We start from the raw sequence: 19,823 nt of genomic DNA, 5'->3' as shown, positions 1-19,823 counted from the left end.
GCATGAGCGTCACCACCCGCGCCGACACCGACACGGCAGTCCCCGACGGCGACCTGCCCGGTCAAGAGGTGTCGATCGCCAGCGCCCAGCCGAGGGCGTCGAACGGCCGGTTCATGCGCGTGGTGCCAGCCGGTGCGGGGGTGGAGGCCGACGGGCTGCCCAACGACCGGTTCCTCGACCGCGAGATCTCGTGGCTGCAGTTCAACGAGCGGGTCCTGCAGCTGGCCTCTGACGAGTCCGTGCCCCTCCTCGAGCGCGCCCGGTTCCTCGCGATCTTCACCTCCAACCTCGATGAGTTCTTCATGGTCCGGGTCGCCGGGCTCAAGCGCCGCATCGCCACCGGGCTCGCGGTCCGGTCGGCCTCCGGGCTGGAGCCGCGCGAGGTGCTCGAGCAGATCTCGCTGGTCGCCCACGAGCTGCAGGCCATGCAGTCGACCGTCTACAAGGAGCGCGTCCAGCCCGCCCTCGAGGACGAGGGAATCTCGATCGTCCGCTGGGACGAGCTGAGCGACGACGAGCGGACCATCCAGTCCGAGCTGTTCGCCGCCCGGGTCTTTCCCGTGCTGACCCCACTGGCCGTGGACCCGGCCCACCCGTTCCCCTACATCTCCGGGCTGTCGCTCAACCTTGCCGTGCTCCTGGTCAACCCCAAGACAGGCAAGGAGCACTTCGCGCGAGTCAAGGTGCCGCCCCTGCTCCCCCGCCTGTTGCACATCGAGCCCGAGGTGGGCGAGCCGGCCACCGCCGACCTCTTCAACACCCGCTTCGTCCCGCTCGAGGACGTCATCGCGGCGCACCTCGACATGCTGTTCCCGGGGATGGACGTCCAGGAGCACTTCACCTTCCGCGTCACCCGCAACGAGGACCTCGAGGTCGAGGAGGACGACGCCGAGAACCTCCTCACCGCCCTCGAGAAGGAGCTCACCCGGCGCCGCTTCGGACCGCCGGTCCGGCTCGAGGTGGACGAGTCGATCGACGACCACGTCCTCGACATGCTGGTGCGCGAGCTCGGTGTGAGCGACAGCGAGGTCTATCGCCTTCCTGCTCCCCTGGACCTGCGCGGGCTCAACCTGGTGGCGGACCTCGAGCGGTCCGACCTGCGCTACCCGGCGTTCCGCGGCATGTCCCACCCCGACCTCGCGCCCGCCGAGTCCTCGAAGGCGTCCGACATCCTGTCCGTCATCCGCGACAAGGACGTCCTGCTCCAGCACCCCTACGACTCGTTCTCGACCTCGGTCCAGGCCTTCATCGAGCAGGCAGCGCTCGACCCCAGCGTGCTGGCCATCAAACAGACGCTCTACCGCACCAGCGGCGACTCGCCCATCATCGACGCCCTCATCGACGCCGCGGAGACCGGCAAGCAGGTGCTCGCGATCGTCGAGATCAAGGCCCGGTTCGACGAGCAGAACAACATCTCCTGGGCACGCAAGCTCGAGCACGCCGGGGTGCACGTCGTCTACGGCATCGTCGGTCTCAAGACCCACGCCAAGCTGTGCATGGTGGTCCGCCAGGAGAACGACGGGTCGCTGCGGCGCTACTGCCACATCGGCACCGGCAACTACAACGGCAAGACCGCCCGCCTCTACGAGGACTTCGGCCTGCTCACCTCCGATCCGCAGGTCGGCGACGACCTGGCGCGGCTGTTCAACCAGTTGTCCGGGTACGCCCCGCGCAGCAAGTTCAAGCGCCTCCTGGTCGCCCCTCGCTCCGTGCGCAGCGGTCTCATCGAGCGCATCGAGGCCGAGATCGAGCACGCCGAGGCCGGGCGTGGGGGGCTCGTGCAGCTCAAGGTGAACTCCATCGTCGACGAGCAGCTCATCGACGCGCTCTACCGGGCGTCCGAGGCCGGCGTGCACGTCGACATCTGGGTGCGCGGGATCTGTGCGCTGCGCCCCGGGGTCGAGGGGCTCTCGGAGAACATCGAGGTCCACTCGATCCTCGGACGCTTCCTCGAGCACTCCCGGGTGTTCCTGTTCGGCGGCGGGGGTGAGCCCGAGGTCTACATCGGCAGCGCCGACATGATGCACCGCAACCTCGACCGCCGGGTCGAGGCACTCGTCCGCATCGTCGAGCCACGCCACGTCGCCGACCTGCAGTCCCTGCTCGCCCGGGGCATGAGTGCCGACTACTCGCACTGGCGCCTCACCAGCGACGGCCGGTGGACCCGCGTCCACCTCGGGGCCGACGGCGAGCCCCTCGCCGACCTGCAGGCCACGATGATCGAGACGCACGGCAAACGACGCCGCAAGGCCCGCCGACGTTGACGTCGCCGATTCCCGCCGCGGGAACCGTTCCGTGGCGTCGCCGACGTGGGCAGCTCGAGGTCGCGCTCGTCCACCGACCCAAGTACGACGACTGGTCCTGGGCCAAGGGCAAGCTCGACCCCGGTGAGCAGTGGCCCGTCGCAGCGGTCCGCGAGACCCACGAGGAGACCTCCCTCGAGGTCACCCTCGGGCGGCCGCTGCCGGGAGCCGAGTACACCGTGCTCGACGGCACCGGCCAGCCCGCCACCAAGGAGGTCCGCTACTGGGCTGCCGAGGCGAGCAAGCCGGCCGGCCCGCTCCGCAACGAGATCGACGAGGTGCGCTGGCTCGACGTCATCAGCGCGTCGGACCGCCTCGACTACGCCCGCGACCGCGACCAGCTGCGGGCCGTGGTGCGTGCCGACAAGGCCGGCACCTTGACGACCTGGCCCCTCGTCCTGGTGCGGCACGCGCACGCCACCGGTCGGGGGTCGTGGTCCGGCGACGACCAGCTCCGGCCGCTCACCAGCTCCGGGCGCCAGCGCGCCGCGGCGCTCGCCCCGGTGCTCGCGGCATACGGCGTCACGCGGCTGGTGAGCTCGCCGTCGCTGCGCTGCGCCGACACCCTCCGACCGTACGCCGCGCTCATCGGCGCCCCGCTGCGCACCAAGGACGGGTTGAGCGAGGAAGGGTATGCCGCCGACCCGGCCCGCGCGACGCACCACCTCCACCGGCTGGTCGAGCGCGGGAAAGCCGCGGCGGTCTGCAGCCACGGTCCGGTGCTGCCCGACCTCCTGCGCGGCCTGTTCGGGCTCGTCAATCTCGACGAGCCCACCGGGCCAGCGACCGCGCAGGCGCTGCGCGACGCGGCCGACTGCACGATGGCCAAGGGTGAGGCCCTCGTGGCGCACCTCGCAGGCAGTGGCGACACGGCCCGGGTGGTGGCGGTCGAACGCCACCTGCCCTGATCGGCCCTGATCGGCCCTGACCAGCCCTTGACCGCCCCGAGAGCAGCCGTTAACCGGGCGCTCGCCACGCGGACGCAGGGGCGTCGGGGAATGTCAGGCTGGTGTTCACCTTGCGTTCACCCGCGACGGACCGCCGCGTCATGAACGCTGCCTAACTTCGCACCGTCGGGCACACCGCCCGCCACCGATTTCCCCTGATTTCCCCCTGTGGAGAGGTTTGACACCGTGAAGATCCAGCGTCTTGGCCAGCTGGCCAGCGTCGCCCTGGTCGGCTCTCTTGCGCTGACCGCGTGCGGTTCCGACAACAACAACGGCAGCAGCGCTGGTTCGGGCAGCGCGTCCAGCAGCGCGTCCAGCAGCACATCCGCCTCCTCTGACTGCCCCAAGGGCGGCACGCTCAACGGCGAGGGCTCCTCGGCCCAGAAGAACGCCATCGAGGAGGCCATCAGCTCGTTCCAGAGCCAGTGCGCCGGCACCACCGTGAACTACAACCCGACCGGCTCCGGCGCGGGCATCAAGCAGTTCATCGCCGGCCAGGTCGACTTCGCCGGTTCGGACTCCGCGCTCAAGACCAAGGTGGTCAACGGCAAGGTCGAGGCCGACGACGCGGCCAAGACGTGCGGCTCCCCCGCGTGGGACCTGCCGATGGTGACCGGCCCGATCGCGGTCTCCTTCAACGTCAAGGGCGTCAGCAAGCTCGTCCTGACCCCCGCGGTCATCGCCAACATCTTCAACGGCAAGGTGACCACCTGGAACGACCCCTCGATCGCCAAGCTCAACTCCGGCGTGACCCTGCCGAGCGAGCCGGTCAAGGTCTTCTTCCGCTCTGACGAGTCGGGCACCACCGAGAACTTCACCAAGTACCTGGCTGCGGCCGCTCCCACCGACTGGACCGCCGCGCCGGCCAAGAAGTGGACCGGCAAGGGCGAGGGCAAGGAGAAGTCGGCCGGAGTGGCCAACGCGGTCAAGACCACCGAGGGTGGCATCACCTACGCCGAGTGGTCCTACGCCAAGGACAACAAGCTGAGCGTCGCCCAGGTCGACAACGGCGCGGGCCCCGTCGAGCTGAGCGGTGACGCCGTCGGCAAGGCCGTGGCTGCGGCCAAGATCTCCGGCATGGGCAACGACCTGAGCCTCAAGCTCGACTACGCGACCAAGCAGGCCGGCGCCTACCCGATCCTCCTCGTGACCTACGAGATCGTCTGCTCGAAGGGCAAGGACGCGGCCAAGACGGCGCTGCTCAAGTCCTTCCTCAAGCACTTCGCCTCCTCGGACACCCAGCAGTCCCTGGAGAGCATCGGCTACGCGCCGCTCCCCGACGCGGTCCGCACTAAGGTGGACGCGGCGATCGCCGCACTGTCCTGACACCCTGTATGCCGGGGGGCGGGCTCGTGCCCGTCCCCCGGCATACGCCGTTTCTGACCCTGCACGCACCGAGAGGCGCACCACGTGAGCTCCGTGACCGGCCGGTCCATCGCTGACCAGGTTCCCGGCCCCCACGGCGAGGCGCCGCTGAGCGGCGACCGGGCCGGGACGGGCCGGCTCGGCGACCGCCTCTTCGGTGGCGCGGCGCGCGGTGCCGGCATCCTGGTCATCGGGCTCGTGACGCTCGTCGGCGTCTTCCTGCTCTGGCAGGCGGTCCCGGCCCTGGCCAAGGACAACGTCAACTTCCTCACCTCGCGCGCGTGGTCTGTCGACGGACCAACCCCGAGCTTCGGCATCACCGAGCTGCTGTGGACGACCGTCATCACCGCCGTAATCGCGATGCTGATCGCGGTGCCCGTGGGCGTCGCCGTCGCCCTGTTCATCACCCAGTACGCGCCCCGCTGGCTCGCCAGGCCGGCCGCCAGCACGATCGACCTGCTGGCCGCCGTTCCCTCCATCGTCTACGGCCTGTGGGGGCTGCGGACCCTCGGCCCGGCATACCAGCCCGTGCAGGACTTCCTCCAGAGCAAGCTGGGCGCAGTCCCGATCTTCAGCAAGACCAGCGTGAGCGGCTTCGGCACCATCCTGTTCATCGGGATCGTCCTCGCCATCATGGTGCTGCCCATCGTGACCGCCCTGTCCCGCGAGGTCTTCGCCCAGACGCCGGTGACCCACAAGGAGGGCGCGCTCGCCCTCGGCGCCACCACCTGGGAGATGATCCGCACCGCGGTGCTGCCGTTCGGTCGACCCGGCGTCATCTCCGCCTCGATGCTCGCCCTCGGTCGCGCGCTCGGCGAGACGGTCGCCGTGACCATCATCGTGTCGACGCTGGCCGACGGCACGGCCTGGTCCTGGTCCCTGCTCAACGGTGGCGAGACCTTCGCGTCGCGGATCGCCAACAACGCCGCCGAGTTCGACACCCCTGAGAAGGCCGGCGCCTTCATCGCCGCCGGGTTGGTGCTGTTCATCCTCACGTTCATCGTCAACGCGATCGCCCGCATCGTGATCGACCGCCGGAAGGCCTTCACCGAATGAGCGCCATCGACACGACCGGGCCCGCCCGAGGCGCCGCGCCACAGAGCGCGACCCCCTCGCCCGCCCTCGGCCACCCGGCTCGGGCGCGAGAGGTCAAGGACGTCCTCGCCCGGGTCATCGTCTGGTGCGCGTTCCTGCTGGCGCTCGCGCCGCTCGTCTGGATCCTGTGGACGGTCGTCTCGCAGGGCTACCACCTGCTGCTGCAGGCCTCGTGGTGGCTGAACTCCCAGAAGGGCATCACGGCCCGGCACGAGGGCGGCGGCGCCGTCCACGCCATCCAGGGCACCCTGATCCAGGGGCTCGCCACGTCCGTCATCTCGGTGCCGATCGGCGTGATGACCGCGATCTACCTCGTCGAGTACGGCCGGGGGCGACTCGCCCGCGCCGTCTCGTTCATGGTCGACATCCTCACCGGCATCCCCTCGATCGTGGCGGGACTGTTCATCTACGCCGTGTGGGTGACGACGTTCCACTTCCAGCGGGTCGGCTTCGCGGTGTGCCTCTCGCTCGTGCTGCTCATGATCCCGGTGATCGTGCGCTCCACCGAGGAGATGCTCAAGCTGGTGCCCAACGAGCTGCGCGAGGCGTCGTACGCGCTCGGCGTGCCCAAGTGGAAGACGATCGTCCGCGTGGTGCTGCCGACCGCGTTCTCGGGCATCATCACCGGCATCCTGCTCGGTCTCGCCCGAGTCATGGGTGAGACCGCGCCGCTGCTGATCCTCGGCCCCTACACCAAGTCGATCGCGACCGACCTGTTCAGCGGGCTGATGCCGACGCTGCCCACCATGATCAACCAGGACCGCACCGAGAGCCTTCAGCCGGCCGTCGACCGCGTCTGGGCTGCCGCGCTCACGCTGATCCTCCTGGTGCTCCTGCTCAACCTGGCCGGCCGCCTCATCGCGCGCTTCGGCTCCGTCAAGAAGTAACCGGGCCACCCGGCATACCCCTGAGAAGGACGAACCCACACCATGGCCAAGCGAATCGACGTCAGCGACCTGAACGTCTACTACGGCGCGTTCAAGGCCGTCGAGGGCGTGACGATGACGGTGGAACCCCGCTCGGTGACCGCCTTCATCGGCCCCTCCGGCTGCGGCAAGTCGACGTTCCTGCGGACCCTGAACCGCATGCACGAGGTGATCCCCGGTGGGCGCGTCGAGGGCAAGGTCATGCTCGACGACCAGGACCTGTATGCCGCCGGCGTCGACCCCGTGGCCGTGCGCCGGACCGTGGGCATGGTGTTCCAGCGACCGAACCCGTTCCCGACGATGTCCATCTACGACAACGTCGCGGCGGGGCTCAAGCTCAACGGCGTCAAGGGCAAGAAGCGGCTCGACGAGGTGGTCGAGAGGTCCCTCAAGGGCGCGAACCTGTGGACCGAGGTCAAGGACCGGCTGAACAAGCCCGGGGCCGGTCTGTCGGGCGGCCAGCAGCAGCGCCTGTGCATCGCCCGAGCGATTGCCGTCGAGCCGCAGGTGCTGCTCATGGACGAGCCCTGCTCTGCGCTCGACCCGATCTCGACCCTCGCGATCGAGGACCTGATCAGCGAGCTGAAGAGCAAGTACACGATCGTCATCGTCACCCACAACATGCAGCAGGCGGCCCGGGTGTCTGACCGCACGGCGTTCTTCAACCTCGCCGCCACGGGCAAGCCCGGTCAGCTGGTCGAGATCGACGACACCCAGCGGATCTTCAACAACCCGTCCGTGAAGGCCACCGAGGACTACATCTCCGGCCGCTTCGGCTGACCCGACCCCCCTCCCCTTCCCCTCCCCCGACTTATTGCCCTGAATCCACCTGTTTGGGCGGCTCGGGGCCCTCAGACGGTGGATTGAGGGCAATCAGTGAGGTCGAGTCGGTGGCAGACGCAGAGGAACTGCGCACGAACCCGGCTCGGATCGGCGACCCACGCCGCGTTCTGCCACCGTCTGACGACCCGGTGCGGGCTGGAGACGATCTCGGTCGTGTCCCATCGAACGACCTGCAGGCCGAGGTCGCGTAGCCGGGTCTCCCGCTGCGCCGCGGCAATCACTCGCCGCGCGACGTCCTCAGGCTCGCGGCCGAGCCCATCCTCGAACTCGCCGAGATACTTCCCCTGACCGTCTGCCTCGCCCACCACGCCGCGATCCGGCCACGCCACGTCGACCCGGGCGACGAACTCGCCGGCCCAGTCGAGGACGATCACCTGGGGCACGCCAACCGGGATGTCCCGCTGGAAGAAGACGGCCGCCGAGTACGACTCGAGCCAGCTCTCGCGGCGCCCGTCGATGATCGGTATGCCGCGTGCGGCCTTCCGCACGCCGGGCCAACGCCGCTCGTGGTTGCGCAGCTCGACCAGTTCGGGGACGGTGACCAGGCCCTTGCGAACTGCCCCGTCCGCGATCGCGACGCCGTCGGGGAACGATTCCTCTCGAAAGCAGTCAATGACGGTGCGCGCTGGCGTGGTCAGCCGAACCCCAGCGATCTGGACGTGCTCCGGGGGTGTCTCGCCGCGGTGGAACTGCACCCAGGCTTTCGTCCGGCTCGTTCGGTCGTCATCACGAAGGGTCATCCGGGGAGCGCCGAGCCGACCGCGCGGATGGGGCAGGCCGAGAAGCAGGCCGGCACTGCGATGACTGAGCGTCGCTTCGGGGAACGCGCGGGCGGCGGCCCGCGCCAGCGCACTGTGCTGCGCGCGAGGTGAGAGCTGCGACCACGCCGCCGAGGCGGCATACACCCCCCGGGCCAGACGGAGGACTTCACCGCGCCCCACGGCTCCGGTCAGGACCCGGTGGGTGATGGCTGCCCCCGAGATCTCGGCGGCGAGGAACGGCTGGGGCAGGTCGTCGATACGGCCGGACATGACGCCACCGTCGCGGAGGACGCCTCAGCGCGCCGCAGGACTGGGAGGGCCCTGTGGACGGCCCTCGCGGGAACCACAACCTCTGTGGACCCGCCTCGACTTCTTGCCCCGAATCCACCATTTCCGGGCCTCCAGGGGCCGGATCCGGTGGATTCGGGGCAAGAAGTCGGGTCAGAGGAAGAGGTGGATTACCCAGAACGTCGCGGCGGCCACCAGACCAGCGCCCGGGAAGGTCAGCACCCACGCGCCGACGATGTTCCCGGCAACACCCCAGCGCACGGCCGACAGGCGCTTGGTCGCGCCGACGCCCATGATCGCCGAGGTGATGGTGTGCGTGGTCGAGATCGGCGCGCCATAGCCGATGCCGGCTACGTAGAGGATCGCGGCCGCCGTGCTCTCGGCCGCGAAGCCGTGCGGTGGGTCCAGGTGGATGATCCGGCGGCCGAGCGTGCGCATGATGCGCCAACCACCGGCATACGTGCCCAGGGAGATCACCACCGCCGACAGGACGAGCACCCAGAGCGGAGCCTTGTCGCTCGTGTAGTGCCCGCCCACCGTCAGCGCGAGCAGCACCACGCCCGCGGTCTTGGCGGCATCCTGGAACCCGTGCCCGACGGCCATGGCGGCTGCAGAGATCGACTGAGCGTAACGAAAGCCGCGCGACACCTTGCCGGGGTGGGCGCCCCTGAACACCCAGAGGATGGCGGCCATGACGACGTAGCCGCCCAGGATGCCCGCGATCGGCGACAGGACCATCGGGATGATGACTTTGTCGAACACGCCCGCCCACTTCACCGCGGCACCGGCCGCCAACGCGGCGCCACCGAGGCCCCCGATCAGGGCGTGCGACGACGACGACGGCAGGCCGTACCACCAGGTGAGCAGGTTCCAGCCGATCGCGCCGATCAAGGCCGCGGCACAGATGGCCAGCCCCTCGCTACCTTGTGGCGCAGCGATGATGCCCTTGCCGACCGTCGTGGCCACCTGACCGAACTTCCAGACGATGAGACCGCCCACGAGGTTGGCGACAGCGGCCATGCCCAACGCGACGCGAGGCGTCAGGGCGCGGGTCGAGACCGAGGTGGCGATCGCGTTGGCGGCGTCGTGAAAACCGTTGGTGTAGTTGAAGCCCATCGCCAGGGCGATGACGACTGCGATCGGGAGCCAGTCCATGAGGCGACTCAGGACTCCTTGACCGCGATGCTCTCGACCTTGTGAGCGACCGCCTCGAAGGCATCCGCGGCGGCCTCGAGCTCCTCGATGACCTCCTTGAGCTTCATGATCGTGATGGCGTCGGTGCCGAACTCGCCGTTGAACAGCCCAGCCAGCAACCGGCGGTAGACCTGGTCGGCCTGGTTCTCGAGGCGGTTGATCTCGATCCAGTACTCGGACAGGTCCTTCATCGAGCGCAGTCGCGGCATCGCATCGGCGGTGAGCTCGGACATGCGCGAGAGCACCTCGACCTGGTCGGAGACGCCAGCCGGGAGGTCCCCGATGCGATAGAGCACGATGAGGTCGACGGTCGCGTCCATGAGGTCCATGCAGTCGTCGAGCGCCGACGCCAGGCCGTGGATGTCCTCACGGTCGAACGGCGTGATGAACGAGCTGTTGACCTTGCGGATGATCGCGTGGGTCGCCTCGTCGGCGTCGTGCTCGATCTCGCGCATGCGTTCGGCGATGGACTCCCGCTCACCCACGCCTGCTCCGAGGATCTTCGTCAGCTCGCGCGAGCCCTCGATGAGGTGCCGTGCCGACGTCGCGAAGAGGTCGTAGAAGCTGTTCTCCTGGGGGGTGAGGCGAAAGCCCACGGTTCTCTCCGGTCAGGCGGGGGGATGGCCGTGGACGATGCTACGGCCATCTACCGCGCCCAGCGCAACCTGGTGTTCAGGTGGCGTCCGCAGGGGAGCCATCCCCGGCTCACTGCCCGGTCACTGCCCGGTCACCGCCCGGTCACGGCAGACCGACGGCGCTCAGGCGTCCTGCCGGCGCAGGGACCGGTGCGCTGCGACGTCCCGGTGCTCGTCGTGGCGCGCACCCTCGATCCCGAGGACCCGGTCGATCTCCTCGTCGGTCAACGGCCGTTCGCTCGCGGAGGCAGCGACGACCAGCTCACCCACGAGCTCGATCTCGTCCTGCAGGGCGCCATCGGTGAGCTCCCCTCCGCCCGTGCGCTCCGTTGCCATGGGAAAACGCTAACGGAGCATGCACGTGATCGGACCACCTGTTTGCGATCTCTTGACCGCGCGGCGTCACGAACTACCCATCTGGGTCATGCCTGGACCATCCGGACTAGTCATTTGGACCTATGCCCGATGATGGTTTCCATGGTCCACCCACCAGTCGGCGCCGAGTCGGGCGCCGACGTGCCGCGCGAGTCCGACGTCGGGTCGGCCATCATCGACAAGGGTTCCTTCAGCCATGCCGTATGCCGTGCCTGCGGCTGGCGTGGGCCGGGCCGGCGGTCGCGGCGAGTGGCCGGCGTGGACGCCTCCAGCCACGTGGCTCACTGCCCGGGGCGCGTCGCGGTCACCTAGAAGGAAGGTCAAACGCACAGGGCGGGACCCGCCACCGAAGTTGTGCGTCGGGCCGGGAGCGCCTCACGGCGCGTGGCCGCTCGTAGCGGCTTCAGTTGGGACCCGGGGCTACCGCGGCCCGACGCACGTCCGACTGTAACCCGCGATGGTGGTCGGATGTTCCCGATCCACAGGCTTGTCGGACCCGATTCAGAGCAGGTCCGCCGTCAGCCACAGGCGCGCGCTCGCCTCGAGGTCCTCAGCGGTGGTGAGCATGGACGCTGCCCGGCGTGTCTGGGCGGCTGCGGCGTCGGGGTCCTGGACGTCGGTGGTGTGGGCCCGATCGGCGCGTCCGGCGGCCACGACGCGGCAGAAGGCGGCTGCACGCTGCAGCGCCACGGCCAGGTCCCCCTCGAAGACGCCGCGCAGGATCGCATCGGTGAGCTGACGCAGCTCGTCCGGGCCCGGCGGTTCGGCGACGCCGGCGACCGCGTGGTTGACATCCGTGAACCGCATGCCAGCGGCGTAGTCCGCGCTGGCCTCCTCAGGGCAGCGCTGCACCCATTCCCGCAAGGCGTAGAGCCGCCAGAGCGCACCCGGCAGCGAGCGGGCGGGCCGGTCGGCCCACAGCTCGGCCACGGTCGACAGGCCGAGCTCGTCGACCAGCGCGACGAGGCGGGCGGTCAGGACCGGGTCCTCGGCGGCGCGCCCGGTGCCGACCAGCACCGAAGCCGTCTCGTGGGCGATCTCGGTGACCTCGGCGGGATCGGGCACGGTGCCGCCCTGCGACTCCATCGCCGCAGGGCTGAAGAATGCTGGACGGCGGGGACCGGGGCGCCCGCTGGGCTCGTTTCTCATCGGCTCCAGTGTCTCAGCGTTCGCTGGTCGGCGCGCTACCCGAGGCACTCGTCGTGCGAAACAGCTCGGGCGGCATCGCGTAGTGCAGGACATCGGAGCCCCGACGGGCGCACCATGGAGGTTGAGCACCAGCAGCGGAGGAAGTGGTTCCATGGCAGAGTTCACCGAGGCTGAGCGGGCCTACCTCAGTCAGCAACGCCTCGCCCGGGTGGCCACCGTCGGCGCCGACGGCATACCGCACGTGACACCGGTCGGCATGTGGCGCCTCTCGGCGGACGCCAGCCACGTCGACATCACAGGCCGGGACTTCTCGGCCAGCAAGAAGTGGCGCGATGTGGCTGCGACGGGACACGCCGCGCTCGTCGTCGACGACCTCGCCTCCACCGACCCGTGGCGACCCCGAGGTGTGGAGATCCGCGGTACGGCAGAGGCACTCACCGACCCCGAGGAGAGCATCCGCCTCCACCCGACCCGAATCATCAGCTGGGGCCTCGACGACAGCCCGTGACGACAGCCCGCGGTGACGGTCAGGCGCGTGAGCGTCAGGCGCGAGACGGAGGAGGCACCGTCGCGGTCACCCTGGTCACCTCCACGTAGGCGGAGCCGTAGCAGGCCATCGCCGCGATGAACCCGGCCGCCATCACGAACGAGAGCCATCCGCTGCCCGACATCAGGGTCCCGACGCCGGCCAGGAACGTCACGGCCACCGTCGCCAGCCCCACGGTCGTCATCCGGGCGACCAGCTGGACCCGGCGCGCGGACGTGTACGCGATGACCGCGACGGTGACGATGCCTAGCGCCAGCAGTGCGTGGAGCCCGATCAGCGTCAGCGTGGCGACGCGTGAGCTGCCGCTGACCTCAGATGGCAGTCCGATGAGGTTCGCGCCCATGCCCAGCAGGAACTCGGCGCCCAGCATGGCCAACAGCTGCCGCAATGTGCTGCGCAGGCGCAGGGTGGTCGCCAGTGTTTCGCCCTCGGTCATGGTGGTTCCCTTCTCGACGTCGTCTGGTCGTTCCCGAGCATGTCAGGTATGCCGTGCGGTTTCGTCATCCCGGGGGCGTCACCGCACGTACTCTCGTCAGACGGGCACAGCGAAGACGACGACGTTGTCGAGGTAGCTGCGGGCCGTCGCATCGAACGGGCCGCCGCAGGTGATGAGAACCAGTCGCGGCGGGCCGTCCGCGCGGAAGAGATCAGGCGGCAAACCTTGGCGCTTGAGGAAGCTCCGCCGGGCGGTGACGACGTAAGACCGGACCTGACCTGAGGTCGTGGTCACCCGGACCACTGCACCGGGCCGCAGGTCGGTGAGGTGGAACAGTGCCCCGGCGCCGGTTGCGGCGGAGTCGACGTGACCGTCGATGGCGACCGTTCCCGTGACAGCACCCACCCGCGCGCCGTCCGCCCACCAGCCCAGCTGCTGCGGATCAGCCGGCACGCCGAGCACACCCTCGACCGCGTGCACGGGCAGCACCACGGCCCGGACGCCCAGCGCCGGGATGTCGACCCGAACCGGAGCAGCCGGTGCGACTGCGGTCGGCGCGACCGTCGCTGAGGGGGCCGAGGATGGCACGACCGCAGGAGGTGCGACCGTGGCTGGCGGTGGTGCGAGGGCCCCAGTGGAGCCGAAGTCGGACGGCGCGGGTCGACCCTGCCCTGCCAGCGCAGCCGCGACGACGAGGGCGGCCCCGACGGCCGCGACCACGACCGATCCGCGCCGCACCAGCTGGCCAGACCGGCCTGACACGACGGCCGTCGCCCTACCGACGGGTCCGCTGGCGCGCGATACCGAAACCGCCGAGCAGCACCAGCAAGCCGCCCACCGCCGCCAGGCCGAGCTGAGGGGCTGACCAGCCGGAGCCAGTCGCCGCCAGGCCGCCGGTCCCGGCAGGGACTCGGGTGGGCAACGACGATGCCGAGGTCACCACGAGGGTCGCGGTCACGCCGAGGTTGCCACCACCGCAGCGGGCCGACACGGTGTAGCTGCCGGGTGTCCTGCTGGCGGGGATCGTGGCGGTCGCCGTGAAGGCGCCCGTGCTGTCGGTCGTGAATGCCACCGCGCCCACGCCGGCGAAGTCGTGGGCCGAGTCGTGCAGGAATGCCGGCGAGATCGCGAACCCGGAGGTGTTGGCCTCACAGGTCCCGTTCACCTGAACGGACCCTCCCGCCTGCTGCGTGGCGGGCGAGACTCGCAGGGACGCTGCGGGCGCTGCGTGTGCCGGTGCAACCATCCAGAACGCCGCGACCGTGGCGATCGCCAAACCCAGAACCTTGCGCATCGCTTCCTCCTCAGAAATGGATGACATCCCATAGACGAAGGAGGGGTCGCATCGGTTGGTCCCCGGGCGCGCCGCTCTGCGGACACCGGGCCGGTGAGCCGTTACAGGACGCATCCCCCTCAACCGTGTTTGGGGGGCGAACGGGAGGGGGCGCGCCCAGGCTGCCTCGAGCCTGACGACCCCCGAGCGCTTCGAAGCCCCGGCGGGTCAGGCGACCAGGGTCCGGGGCAGCGACGCCACTCTACGCCCGCCCGCCGGCGATGAGAAGATGCATGCCGCGGCCGCCCGGACGGCGTGAAGACTCGGCGCTAGGGGGCGCTGGGAGCCGGCGTGGTCAGGATGGGGTGGCTGGCCGGGTCGTGCAGAACCGCCACCGCAACGTCGCTCAGGCGGTAGTGGTGCTGCCGGCTGTAGTTGCGCAGCATGTCGAAGGCGGCATCGGGGTGGGTCGAGTGGATCTGCGCCAGGGCGCCCTTGGCCTGTTCGATGGTGATCCTGCTGTTGAGGGCGCGCTGGAGCTGCTCGGTCAGCACCTCGCCACGTCGGATCGCGCGCTCCTGAAGGATGCCGATCGTGGCCACGTCGGCGAGGGCCTGCAGGACGTTGGTGTCAGAGTCGGTGAACTGCTGGGGCGTCGTGTCGAACAGGTTGAGGGCCCCGATGATGGTCTGGTTGTGGCGCAGCGGAAAGGCGTGGACGGATCTGAACCCGGCCGCAACGGCCTGCGGGGCGAACAATGGCCACCGGTCACCGGCCTGCCCCAGGTCGGGGTGTGACACCGGGCGACCCTCCCGGAAGCAGTCCTGGCACGGACCTTCCTCGCGCTGGACCTGGAACAAGCTCGAGGATCCTGGCGGACTCCTGCGATGCCGCCATGAACTGCAGGTGGCCGTGCTCGTCGCTCAGCAGCAGGCCCGACGCCGACGACCCGGCCAGCTCGGCCGCGCGTTCGGTCAGCAACGTGAGGAAGTCGATGAGGTCGAAGTCGTCGACCAGGGTGTCGGCAACCTGGACAAACGTGACGGCCAGCCGTTCGCTGGAAATGGTGCTCATATGGTGACTCCCGTCGATTTTGCCAGGACGATCGACCTTGCCCTGCTCACAGGTCATCCCCTGCAAAGGCAATCGTACCGTCGAGAACGTCGCGTGCGACGTCCATGATCGGTCGGTCGGTCGCATAGGCATGGGCCCGAAGACGCACCATCGCGTCCGCGAGAGAAATTCCCAGCTGCACCATGATGGCGCCCTGCGCCTGGTACGCCTCCGAGCTGAGTGCGAAAGCGGCGCCCAGACCGTCGGCCAGATCGCCCCCGGACCGGGCGACGTCCGCACCGAGGAGCGTGTCGAGGCAGATCCGGGCCAGACCCAGGGCGTCGGCCAACGCCTCCGGCGCGAGCGGGGCAGCCTCGAACCGGTACAGGTCGAGCACACCGAGCCGAGCCGCCCCGATCTGGATGGGGAGGGCGAACACCGCGTTCACGCCTTCCGCACAGACGGCCGCGGCATACGCGGGCCAGCGACGCATGCCGCTGCCCACCATGTCGGCTTCGAGGATCGGGCTGCGCGCGGCATACGCCTCGACACAGGGACCTTCGCCCACCGTGAACTGGACTTCCTCGAAGCGGCGGAACCGTGCGCTGGACGCGGCGATGGTGCCAGCGGGGCGACCGTCGTTGTTCATGATGGTGATGCCAGCGCCGTCAGCGGGCACGCGCCGCACCGCCGTCCGGCAGATGCGGTCGAGCCGACCCGCGAGCCCGTCGTCGGCGGCGTCCGTCGGCTCCGCGTCGACGAACGCGAGCAGCCGGCGCAGGCGCTCCTCCGTGTCGCTCATGGGGGGTACCACGCTACCGCTGGGCAGGAGTGCATCGGCCTCATCCCCTGTCACTTCGGCTCATCGTCCTCGTCTTCGCGCGAGCCTACTTTGGCCAAAGGCCCGGGACTCGGTTCAGGGCACGGCTGTCGCTTCAGCCATTCCGAGGTAACGCGGCATACGTTGGGCGGGGTCGAGCACCTCGAACACGCGGCGGACCGGACCGCTCGCCCCGGCGATGGCGAGCCTGGTCGTCGCGCCGGCCGCGAGGATCAGCTGGGCGCAGTGGACATCGCAGAACCTCAGCCGGCTGAGGTCGAGGACGACCTTGTCCCGATCCATCCGCGCAGCACGGTCCAGCTCCTCCTGGAGGATGTCCCAGGTTGCGAGATCGGCCTCGCCGAGAAGGTCCACCACCCAGACCGGCCCGTGGTCCGCGTGGGTGGCCCGCAGTGGGCTGGGCCCACGGGCGTCCGACAGGTGATTGACCCAACTCATGGAGACCTCCGGTGGCAGGTGGGGCACCGAGGTCCAGGGCGGCCACTCACCACAGTACGCGCGAAGACGCCTTCGACACAGCACCACAACCGATCAGGAATCGAGAAGCGCCCCGAGGTGGGCCCGCATAGCCTTTCCACCGAAGGCGCGGCCCGACGCCGATGCCCTGATCTGCACGAAGGGAAGACCCGAGAATGTCTGCACAGAACACGGCGACCGAGACCGATGGCTTCACCGCCCAGGAGCGCGCCGCCATGAAGCAGCGCGCCGCCGAGCTGCGCGCCGAAGGCAAGAAGGGCGCCAAGAGGGCCGACGGCCTTCAGGACCTCCTCGACAAGATCGCTGCGATGGCGCCGGAGGATCGCGCCCTGGCTGAGCGCGTCCACGTGACCGTCACGGCGACGGCTCCGGAGCTGACACCGAAGACCTGGTACGGCATGCCCTCCTACGCCAACGAAGAGGGCAAGGTCGTCCTGTTCTTCCAGGACTCGGGCAAGTTCAACTACCGGTACTCGACGCTGGGCTTCCAGGATGCCGCGAACCTCGACGACGGCGACCTGTGGCCGGTGTCGTTCGCACTCGCCCAGTGGAGCCCCGCCGTGGAGAAGAAGGTCATCGAGCTGGTGCGAGCGGCGATTTCCTGAAGCGGACGGGTCGGTCAACGCCGGACGGCGAGCGCCACCCGACCGTTGCGCAGCGACCCGTTGTTGTCTGACGGCAGTTCCAGCCCTGCTGAGAGGGTCAGGAGGTCGCTGTCCCATACCGTGTCAAACTCGTTGTCGCTCAACAGGTTTCGTATGCCGTCTGGACGCCACTGAGAACGCCACGGCTCACCTGCCATCGGGTCTGGGTGCCGCGAGACCCGCAGGATGAGTCGCATCGCCGCACGCATGACGGTGGTCGGCAGTGACTTCAGCTGGTAGTTGACGACGAGCCGGCTGCCCGCCGCCGAAAGAGCGGCGACCTGGGCGGTCGTCGCGCGCACCTCGGCGGGCGTCAGGTAGGGCACGACACCCTCCCACACCCACGTCGTCCGGACCTGCCGGTCGAAGCCAGCAGCTTCGAGGCCGGCGGCGAGGGGTTCCTTGCTGAGGTCGACGGCCACCCAGGCGACCCTGCCGGCCCTCGGCGCGAGAGCACCCACCCGCCGCTGCTTGTCTCGTTGTGACGCCGGGTGGTCGACCTCGAAGACGGTCACCTCGGCCAGCTCGAGCATGCGCCAGGCCCGCGCATCGAGGCCAGCGCCCAGGATCACCAGCTGCTCGGCACCGCTGCCGCGGATCGCGTCGTCGATCGCGATGGTGCGCGGGACCATGGTCACCGCGACTCGACGCACCATCTCGTGTGCCACCCGGTCGGTCCCCTCCGTGGGCGGCTCCGTGGGCGGCTCAGTGGGCGGCTCGGTCGGCGGCTCCGCCGCTCGGACGCGATCGACCACCAGGCGCTCGCTCGAGTCGAGCAAGTCCGCGGCGATCGGGTCCGAGAAGCGCCCCACGGCATACCGGCCATCGGCGGCGGCGCGGCCCTGACACACGAGGACAGCCGTCGAGCTGGCAGCACGCTCGGTCACGAGCCCAGTCTGTCAGCGTCGATCGTCGTCACTCCAAGGAGCGCGCAGTATCGTGCGCCCATGGGTCGCGATCCGCACGAGACGCTCGGCGAGTACTTCGCCGCGATCGGCGCCCTGGACGCGCACCGGGTAGCCCAGATCTTCGCCGCGAGCGGCGAGATCGAGGACCCCGTCGGCAGCCCCGTGCGCGGCGGTCGTCATGACATCCAGGCGTACTGGGAGCAAGGCCTGCTCAGCGCAGTGTCGCGCGTCGACATCACTGTCCTGGCGGCGCTGACCGCGAACCGTTCCATCGCCGCACACTGGCGGATGGAGGCAGTGAGCAAGACCGGCATCGAGGCGACCGCCGAAGGCATCGACGTGCTCCACCTCGACCCTGACGGGCTGATCCGGCGCGCCGAGGGTTACTGGGACCAACAGGGCTTTCGGACCCGGCTCTCCGGCGGCTGACGGCGCGCAGCGGCCTACGATCTCGGTCATGCCCTCTCTCACCGATCGGCTCACCCACACCACCATCGCCGCGCACGGGAAGGTCTATGCGCGGACCGGTGGCCGCATCGGTCACCGACTGCTCGGCGTGCCGTGCCTGCTCCTGCACACGGTCGGCGCGAAGTCCGGCCTCCCACGCATCAACTCGCTGACCTACGCGATGGATGGCCCCGCCTACGTCGTCGTGGCCTCCGCCGGCGGTGGGCCCAAGAGCCCCGGCTGGTACCACAACCTGCGCGCGAACCCGCAGGTCGTGGCACAGGTCGGCACCCGCCGGGTGCCGGTCACCTCGCGCGTGGTCATGCCGGGCGAGCACGACTACGAGCGCCTCTGGCGCCTCGTCAACGACCAGAACAAGCAGCGGTATGCCGCGTACCAGCGCCTGACGTCCCGCCCGATACCGGTCGTGGTGCTTTCGCCCAGCTGACTCGACGCTCAGACGCGCGCCAGCACGGCCGCCAACGGCTCAGGGACGCAGGCGGGCTCCAAGGCGTCGACCAGCAGCGCGGCATACCGGGCCTTGCGACCGGACCTCACGCCGAGGAAACGCCGGAGCACCGCCTCGCGCGTCCACCCTCGCTGGGCGGGCATGCCGGTGAGGAGACGAAGCGAACGCTCATCCCCCGCGGCGGCGATGACCTCCTCGACGCGCTCGACGCCGAGGGCCCGGATGAGCTCGTCCTCGAGGTCCGCTGAACACCGGTAGAAGCCCAGATGGGATGGTCCGTCAGGGTCGAGTGCCTCGACCAGACCGGCCGCCGCCAGCCCGCGCCGAAGCTGGGCCTCCTCGGCACCGTCGTAGAGCCCGACGAGCGGGACGCCGAGCCCGTCCGGCCCAAGTCGCGACACGAATGCGCGCACGTTGGTGATGCCGCCCATTGGCAGCACCTGAACACCTTCCCCGGCCAGGTCCCGCCCGGCTCGCCGCGCCAACGTCAGCAGGGCGACCCGGTCGCTGTGACCCTCGACCAGCACGATGGCGCGCGGGGTGGTGGTCACCTGACCATTGGGCCCGTGTTCACGACCGAGGGTCAAGGCATTTGTCGGGCCGTTCGCATCGGGCAGAACGGGAGGAGGTTGCAGTGGGGGCTGGGGCGATGGCGGCGGGCATCTGCGGCATACTGGCGCGGCGGCGGGCGGACCGGCCGAAACGCGCGGGAGTCGCCGCCGCGGTTCGTGCCAGCGCGGACCACACCCCCGGGCCTCTAGCTCAATGGCAGAGCTGCGGACTTTTAATCCGTAGGTTGTCGGTTCGAATCCGACGGGGCCCACAAACGCGCAGGTCAGGCGATTGG

Annotated in this window: 25 protein-coding genes and 1 tRNA gene; 12 read left to right on the top strand and 14 right to left on the bottom strand. The window is 69.7% G+C overall.

What is annotated here, in order from left to right:
• Window positions 1–2 precede the first annotated feature (2 nt).
• From GKE56_RS14665 to pstB, 6 genes are all read left to right on the top strand, one after another.
• Window positions 3–2,264 (top strand): RNA degradosome polyphosphate kinase, encoded by a 2,262-nt coding sequence (locus GKE56_RS14665; RefSeq protein WP_154685176.1) that lies wholly within the window; start codon window positions 3–5, stop codon window positions 2,262–2,264.
• Window positions 2,261–3,211, top strand: coding sequence for an NUDIX hydrolase (locus GKE56_RS14660; RefSeq protein WP_154685175.1), 951 nt, complete (start codon window positions 2,261–2,263; stop codon window positions 3,209–3,211). Before GKE56_RS14665 ends, GKE56_RS14660 begins: the two co-directional genes overlap by 4 nt.
• 225 nt (window positions 3,212–3,436) lie before the next feature.
• The gene (pstS, locus tag GKE56_RS14655; RefSeq protein WP_154685174.1) at window positions 3,437–4,576 is read left to right on the top strand and encodes a phosphate ABC transporter substrate-binding protein PstS; all 1,140 of its coding nucleotides are present in this window, start codon (window positions 3,437–3,439) and stop codon (window positions 4,574–4,576) included.
• An 84-nt stretch (window positions 4,577–4,660) separates the two neighbouring features.
• Entirely contained in the window at window positions 4,661–5,671 is a 1,011-nt protein-coding gene (gene pstC / locus GKE56_RS14650) for a phosphate ABC transporter permease subunit PstC (RefSeq protein ID WP_154685173.1), read from the top strand.
• The gene (gene pstA, locus GKE56_RS14645) at window positions 5,668–6,597 is read left to right on the top strand and encodes a phosphate ABC transporter permease PstA (protein ID WP_154685172.1); all 930 of its coding nucleotides are present in this window, start codon (window positions 5,668–5,670) and stop codon (window positions 6,595–6,597) included. The genes pstC and pstA overlap by 4 nt, the downstream gene beginning before the upstream one ends.
• Window positions 6,598–6,639: 42 nt before the next feature.
• The gene (gene pstB / locus GKE56_RS14640) at window positions 6,640–7,416 is read left to right on the top strand and encodes a phosphate ABC transporter ATP-binding protein PstB (protein WP_154685171.1); all 777 of its coding nucleotides are present in this window, start codon (window positions 6,640–6,642) and stop codon (window positions 7,414–7,416) included.
• 71 nt (window positions 7,417–7,487) lie between these two features.
• On the opposite strand, the gene GKE56_RS14635 is transcribed toward pstB, so the two are convergent.
• The 4 genes from GKE56_RS14635 to GKE56_RS14620 form a co-directional block, all read right to left on the bottom strand.
• Window positions 7,488–8,510 (bottom strand): hypothetical protein, encoded by a 1,023-nt coding sequence (locus GKE56_RS14635; RefSeq protein ID WP_154685170.1) that lies wholly within the window; start codon window positions 8,508–8,510, stop codon window positions 7,488–7,490.
• 171 nt (window positions 8,511–8,681) lie between these two features.
• A complete protein-coding gene (locus tag GKE56_RS14630) occupies window positions 8,682–9,683 on the bottom strand; it encodes an inorganic phosphate transporter (protein WP_154685169.1) in 1,002 nt (333 codons plus the stop codon).
• 8 nt (window positions 9,684–9,691) lie between these two features.
• Complete coding sequence (locus GKE56_RS14625; protein ID WP_154685168.1) at window positions 9,692–10,318, bottom strand: DUF47 domain-containing protein; 627 nt, start codon at window positions 10,316–10,318, stop codon at window positions 9,692–9,694.
• A 162-nt stretch (window positions 10,319–10,480) separates the two neighbouring features.
• The gene (locus tag GKE56_RS14620) at window positions 10,481–10,693 is read right to left on the bottom strand and encodes a hypothetical protein (protein ID WP_154685167.1); all 213 of its coding nucleotides are present in this window, start codon (window positions 10,691–10,693) and stop codon (window positions 10,481–10,483) included.
• 141 nt (window positions 10,694–10,834) lie between these two features.
• Between GKE56_RS14620 and GKE56_RS14615 the strand changes: the two genes are divergently transcribed.
• Window positions 10,835–11,044, top strand: coding sequence for a hypothetical protein (locus GKE56_RS14615; protein ID WP_154685166.1), 210 nt, complete (start codon window positions 10,835–10,837; stop codon window positions 11,042–11,044).
• Window positions 11,045–11,233: 189 nt separating this feature from the next.
• Here the strand turns inward: GKE56_RS14615 and GKE56_RS14610 are convergent, their stop codons facing one another.
• On the bottom strand, window positions 11,234–11,881 hold the full coding sequence (locus tag GKE56_RS14610) for a hypothetical protein (RefSeq protein WP_154685165.1): 648 nt from the start codon (window positions 11,879–11,881) through the stop codon (window positions 11,234–11,236).
• A gap of 151 nt (window positions 11,882–12,032) precedes the next feature.
• Between GKE56_RS14610 and GKE56_RS14605 the strand changes: the two genes are divergently transcribed.
• Window positions 12,033–12,389, top strand: coding sequence for a PPOX class F420-dependent oxidoreductase (locus tag GKE56_RS14605; protein WP_154685164.1), 357 nt, complete (start codon window positions 12,033–12,035; stop codon window positions 12,387–12,389).
• Between the two features lie 34 nt (window positions 12,390–12,423).
• Here GKE56_RS14605 and GKE56_RS14600 read toward each other — a convergent pair whose 3' ends face one another.
• From GKE56_RS14600 to GKE56_RS14580, 7 genes are all read right to left on the bottom strand, one after another.
• On the bottom strand, window positions 12,424–12,864 hold the full coding sequence (locus GKE56_RS14600) for a hypothetical protein (RefSeq protein ID WP_154685163.1): 441 nt from the start codon (window positions 12,862–12,864) through the stop codon (window positions 12,424–12,426).
• 96 nt (window positions 12,865–12,960) lie between these two features.
• Window positions 12,961–13,626, bottom strand: coding sequence for a class F sortase (locus GKE56_RS14595; protein ID WP_195908150.1), 666 nt, complete (start codon window positions 13,624–13,626; stop codon window positions 12,961–12,963).
• Between the two features lie 13 nt (window positions 13,627–13,639).
• A complete protein-coding gene (locus GKE56_RS16955; RefSeq protein WP_195908149.1) occupies window positions 13,640–14,158 on the bottom strand; it encodes a hypothetical protein in 519 nt (172 codons plus the stop codon).
• Between the two features lie 308 nt (window positions 14,159–14,466).
• Window positions 14,467–14,997: a GAF and ANTAR domain-containing protein gene (locus GKE56_RS14590; RefSeq protein ID WP_230208999.1), complete on the bottom strand. Its 531-nt coding sequence runs from the start codon at window positions 14,995–14,997 to the stop codon at window positions 14,467–14,469.
• Window positions 14,906–15,211: a hypothetical protein gene (locus tag GKE56_RS17660; RefSeq protein ID WP_230208998.1), complete on the bottom strand. Its 306-nt coding sequence runs from the start codon at window positions 15,209–15,211 to the stop codon at window positions 14,906–14,908. Before GKE56_RS17660 ends, GKE56_RS14590 begins: the two co-directional genes overlap by 92 nt.
• A 46-nt stretch (window positions 15,212–15,257) precedes the next feature.
• Window positions 15,258–15,992 carry a GAF and ANTAR domain-containing protein gene (locus GKE56_RS14585; protein WP_154685161.1) on the bottom strand — a complete coding sequence of 245 codons (735 nt, stop codon included), beginning with the start codon at window positions 15,990–15,992 and terminating at the stop codon, window positions 15,258–15,260.
• Window positions 15,993–16,106: 114 nt separating this feature from the next.
• Window positions 16,107–16,469 carry an STAS domain-containing protein gene (locus GKE56_RS14580; RefSeq protein WP_154685160.1) on the bottom strand — a complete coding sequence of 121 codons (363 nt, stop codon included), beginning with the start codon at window positions 16,467–16,469 and terminating at the stop codon, window positions 16,107–16,109.
• A gap of 194 nt (window positions 16,470–16,663) precedes the next feature.
• Between GKE56_RS14580 and GKE56_RS14575 the strand changes: the two genes are divergently transcribed.
• Window positions 16,664–17,113: an iron chaperone gene (locus tag GKE56_RS14575; RefSeq protein ID WP_154685159.1), complete on the top strand. Its 450-nt coding sequence runs from the start codon at window positions 16,664–16,666 to the stop codon at window positions 17,111–17,113.
• 14 nt (window positions 17,114–17,127) lie between these two features.
• Here the strand turns inward: GKE56_RS14575 and GKE56_RS14570 are convergent, their stop codons facing one another.
• Complete coding sequence (locus tag GKE56_RS14570) at window positions 17,128–18,039, bottom strand: class I SAM-dependent methyltransferase (protein WP_154685158.1); 912 nt, start codon at window positions 18,037–18,039, stop codon at window positions 17,128–17,130.
• Window positions 18,040–18,099: 60 nt separating this feature from the next.
• Here GKE56_RS14570 and GKE56_RS14565 point away from each other — a divergent pair, with 60 nt between their 5' ends.
• Both GKE56_RS14565 and GKE56_RS14560 read left to right on the top strand, forming a co-directional pair.
• Complete coding sequence (locus GKE56_RS14565) at window positions 18,100–18,489, top strand: nuclear transport factor 2 family protein (protein WP_154685157.1); 390 nt, start codon at window positions 18,100–18,102, stop codon at window positions 18,487–18,489.
• 28 nt (window positions 18,490–18,517) lie between these two features.
• On the top strand, window positions 18,518–18,955 hold the full coding sequence (locus tag GKE56_RS14560; protein WP_154685156.1) for a nitroreductase family deazaflavin-dependent oxidoreductase: 438 nt from the start codon (window positions 18,518–18,520) through the stop codon (window positions 18,953–18,955).
• Window positions 18,956–18,963: 8 nt separating this feature from the next.
• Here the strand turns inward: GKE56_RS14560 and GKE56_RS14555 are convergent, their stop codons facing one another.
• Window positions 18,964–19,527, bottom strand: coding sequence for a TOPRIM nucleotidyl transferase/hydrolase domain-containing protein (locus GKE56_RS14555; RefSeq protein WP_154685155.1), 564 nt, complete (start codon window positions 19,525–19,527; stop codon window positions 18,964–18,966).
• Window positions 19,528–19,727: 200 nt separating this feature from the next.
• Here GKE56_RS14555 and GKE56_RS14550 point away from each other — a divergent pair.
• Window positions 19,728–19,799 (top strand) — tRNA-Lys (locus GKE56_RS14550).
• Window positions 19,800–19,823 lie beyond the last annotated feature (24 nt).

The organism is Nostocoides sp. HKS02, from assembly GCF_009707485.1.
Taxonomy (GTDB): domain Bacteria; phylum Actinomycetota; class Actinomycetes; order Actinomycetales; family Dermatophilaceae; genus Pedococcus.
The sequence above is the reverse complement of the archived record's forward strand: the minus strand, read 5'-3'. Positions and strand labels throughout refer to the sequence as shown.

Bases quoted from the DNA above. Each gene is read 5' to 3' on its own strand.
- GKE56_RS14665 (WP_154685176.1), top strand. From the start codon at position 3: ATGAGCGTCACCACCCGCGCCGACACCGACACGGCAGTCCCCGACGGC.
- pstA (WP_154685172.1), top strand. From the start codon at position 5,668: ATGAGCGCCATCGACACGACCGGGCCCGCCCGAGGCGCCGCGCCACAG.
- pstB (WP_154685171.1), top strand. From the start codon at position 6,640: ATGGCCAAGCGAATCGACGTCAGCGACCTGAACGTCTACTACGGCGCG.
- GKE56_RS14635 (WP_154685170.1), bottom strand. From the start codon at position 8,510: ATGTCCGGCCGTATCGACGACCTGCCCCAGCCGTTCCTCGCCGCCGAG.
- GKE56_RS14630 (WP_154685169.1), bottom strand. From the start codon at position 9,683: ATGGACTGGCTCCCGATCGCAGTCGTCATCGCCCTGGCGATGGGCTTC.
- GKE56_RS14620 (WP_154685167.1), bottom strand. From the start codon at position 10,693: ATGGCAACGGAGCGCACGGGCGGAGGGGAGCTCACCGATGGCGCCCTG.
- GKE56_RS14615 (WP_154685166.1), top strand. From the start codon at position 10,835: ATGGTCCACCCACCAGTCGGCGCCGAGTCGGGCGCCGACGTGCCGCGC.
- GKE56_RS14610 (WP_154685165.1), bottom strand. From the start codon at position 11,881: ATGAGAAACGAGCCCAGCGGGCGCCCCGGTCCCCGCCGTCCAGCATTC.
- GKE56_RS14605 (WP_154685164.1), top strand. From the start codon at position 12,033: ATGGCAGAGTTCACCGAGGCTGAGCGGGCCTACCTCAGTCAGCAACGC.
- GKE56_RS14600 (WP_154685163.1), bottom strand. From the start codon at position 12,864: ATGACCGAGGGCGAAACACTGGCGACCACCCTGCGCCTGCGCAGCACA.
- GKE56_RS16955 (WP_195908149.1), bottom strand. From the start codon at position 14,158: ATGCGCAAGGTTCTGGGTTTGGCGATCGCCACGGTCGCGGCGTTCTGG.
- GKE56_RS17660 (WP_230208998.1), bottom strand. From the start codon at position 15,211: ATGAGCACCATTTCCAGCGAACGGCTGGCCGTCACGTTTGTCCAGGTT.
- GKE56_RS14585 (WP_154685161.1), bottom strand. From the start codon at position 15,992: ATGAGCGACACGGAGGAGCGCCTGCGCCGGCTGCTCGCGTTCGTCGAC.
- GKE56_RS14580 (WP_154685160.1), bottom strand. From the start codon at position 16,469: ATGAGTTGGGTCAATCACCTGTCGGACGCCCGTGGGCCCAGCCCACTG.
- GKE56_RS14575 (WP_154685159.1), top strand. From the start codon at position 16,664: ATGTCTGCACAGAACACGGCGACCGAGACCGATGGCTTCACCGCCCAG.
- GKE56_RS14565 (WP_154685157.1), top strand. From the start codon at position 18,100: ATGGGTCGCGATCCGCACGAGACGCTCGGCGAGTACTTCGCCGCGATC.
- GKE56_RS14560 (WP_154685156.1), top strand. From the start codon at position 18,518: ATGCCCTCTCTCACCGATCGGCTCACCCACACCACCATCGCCGCGCAC.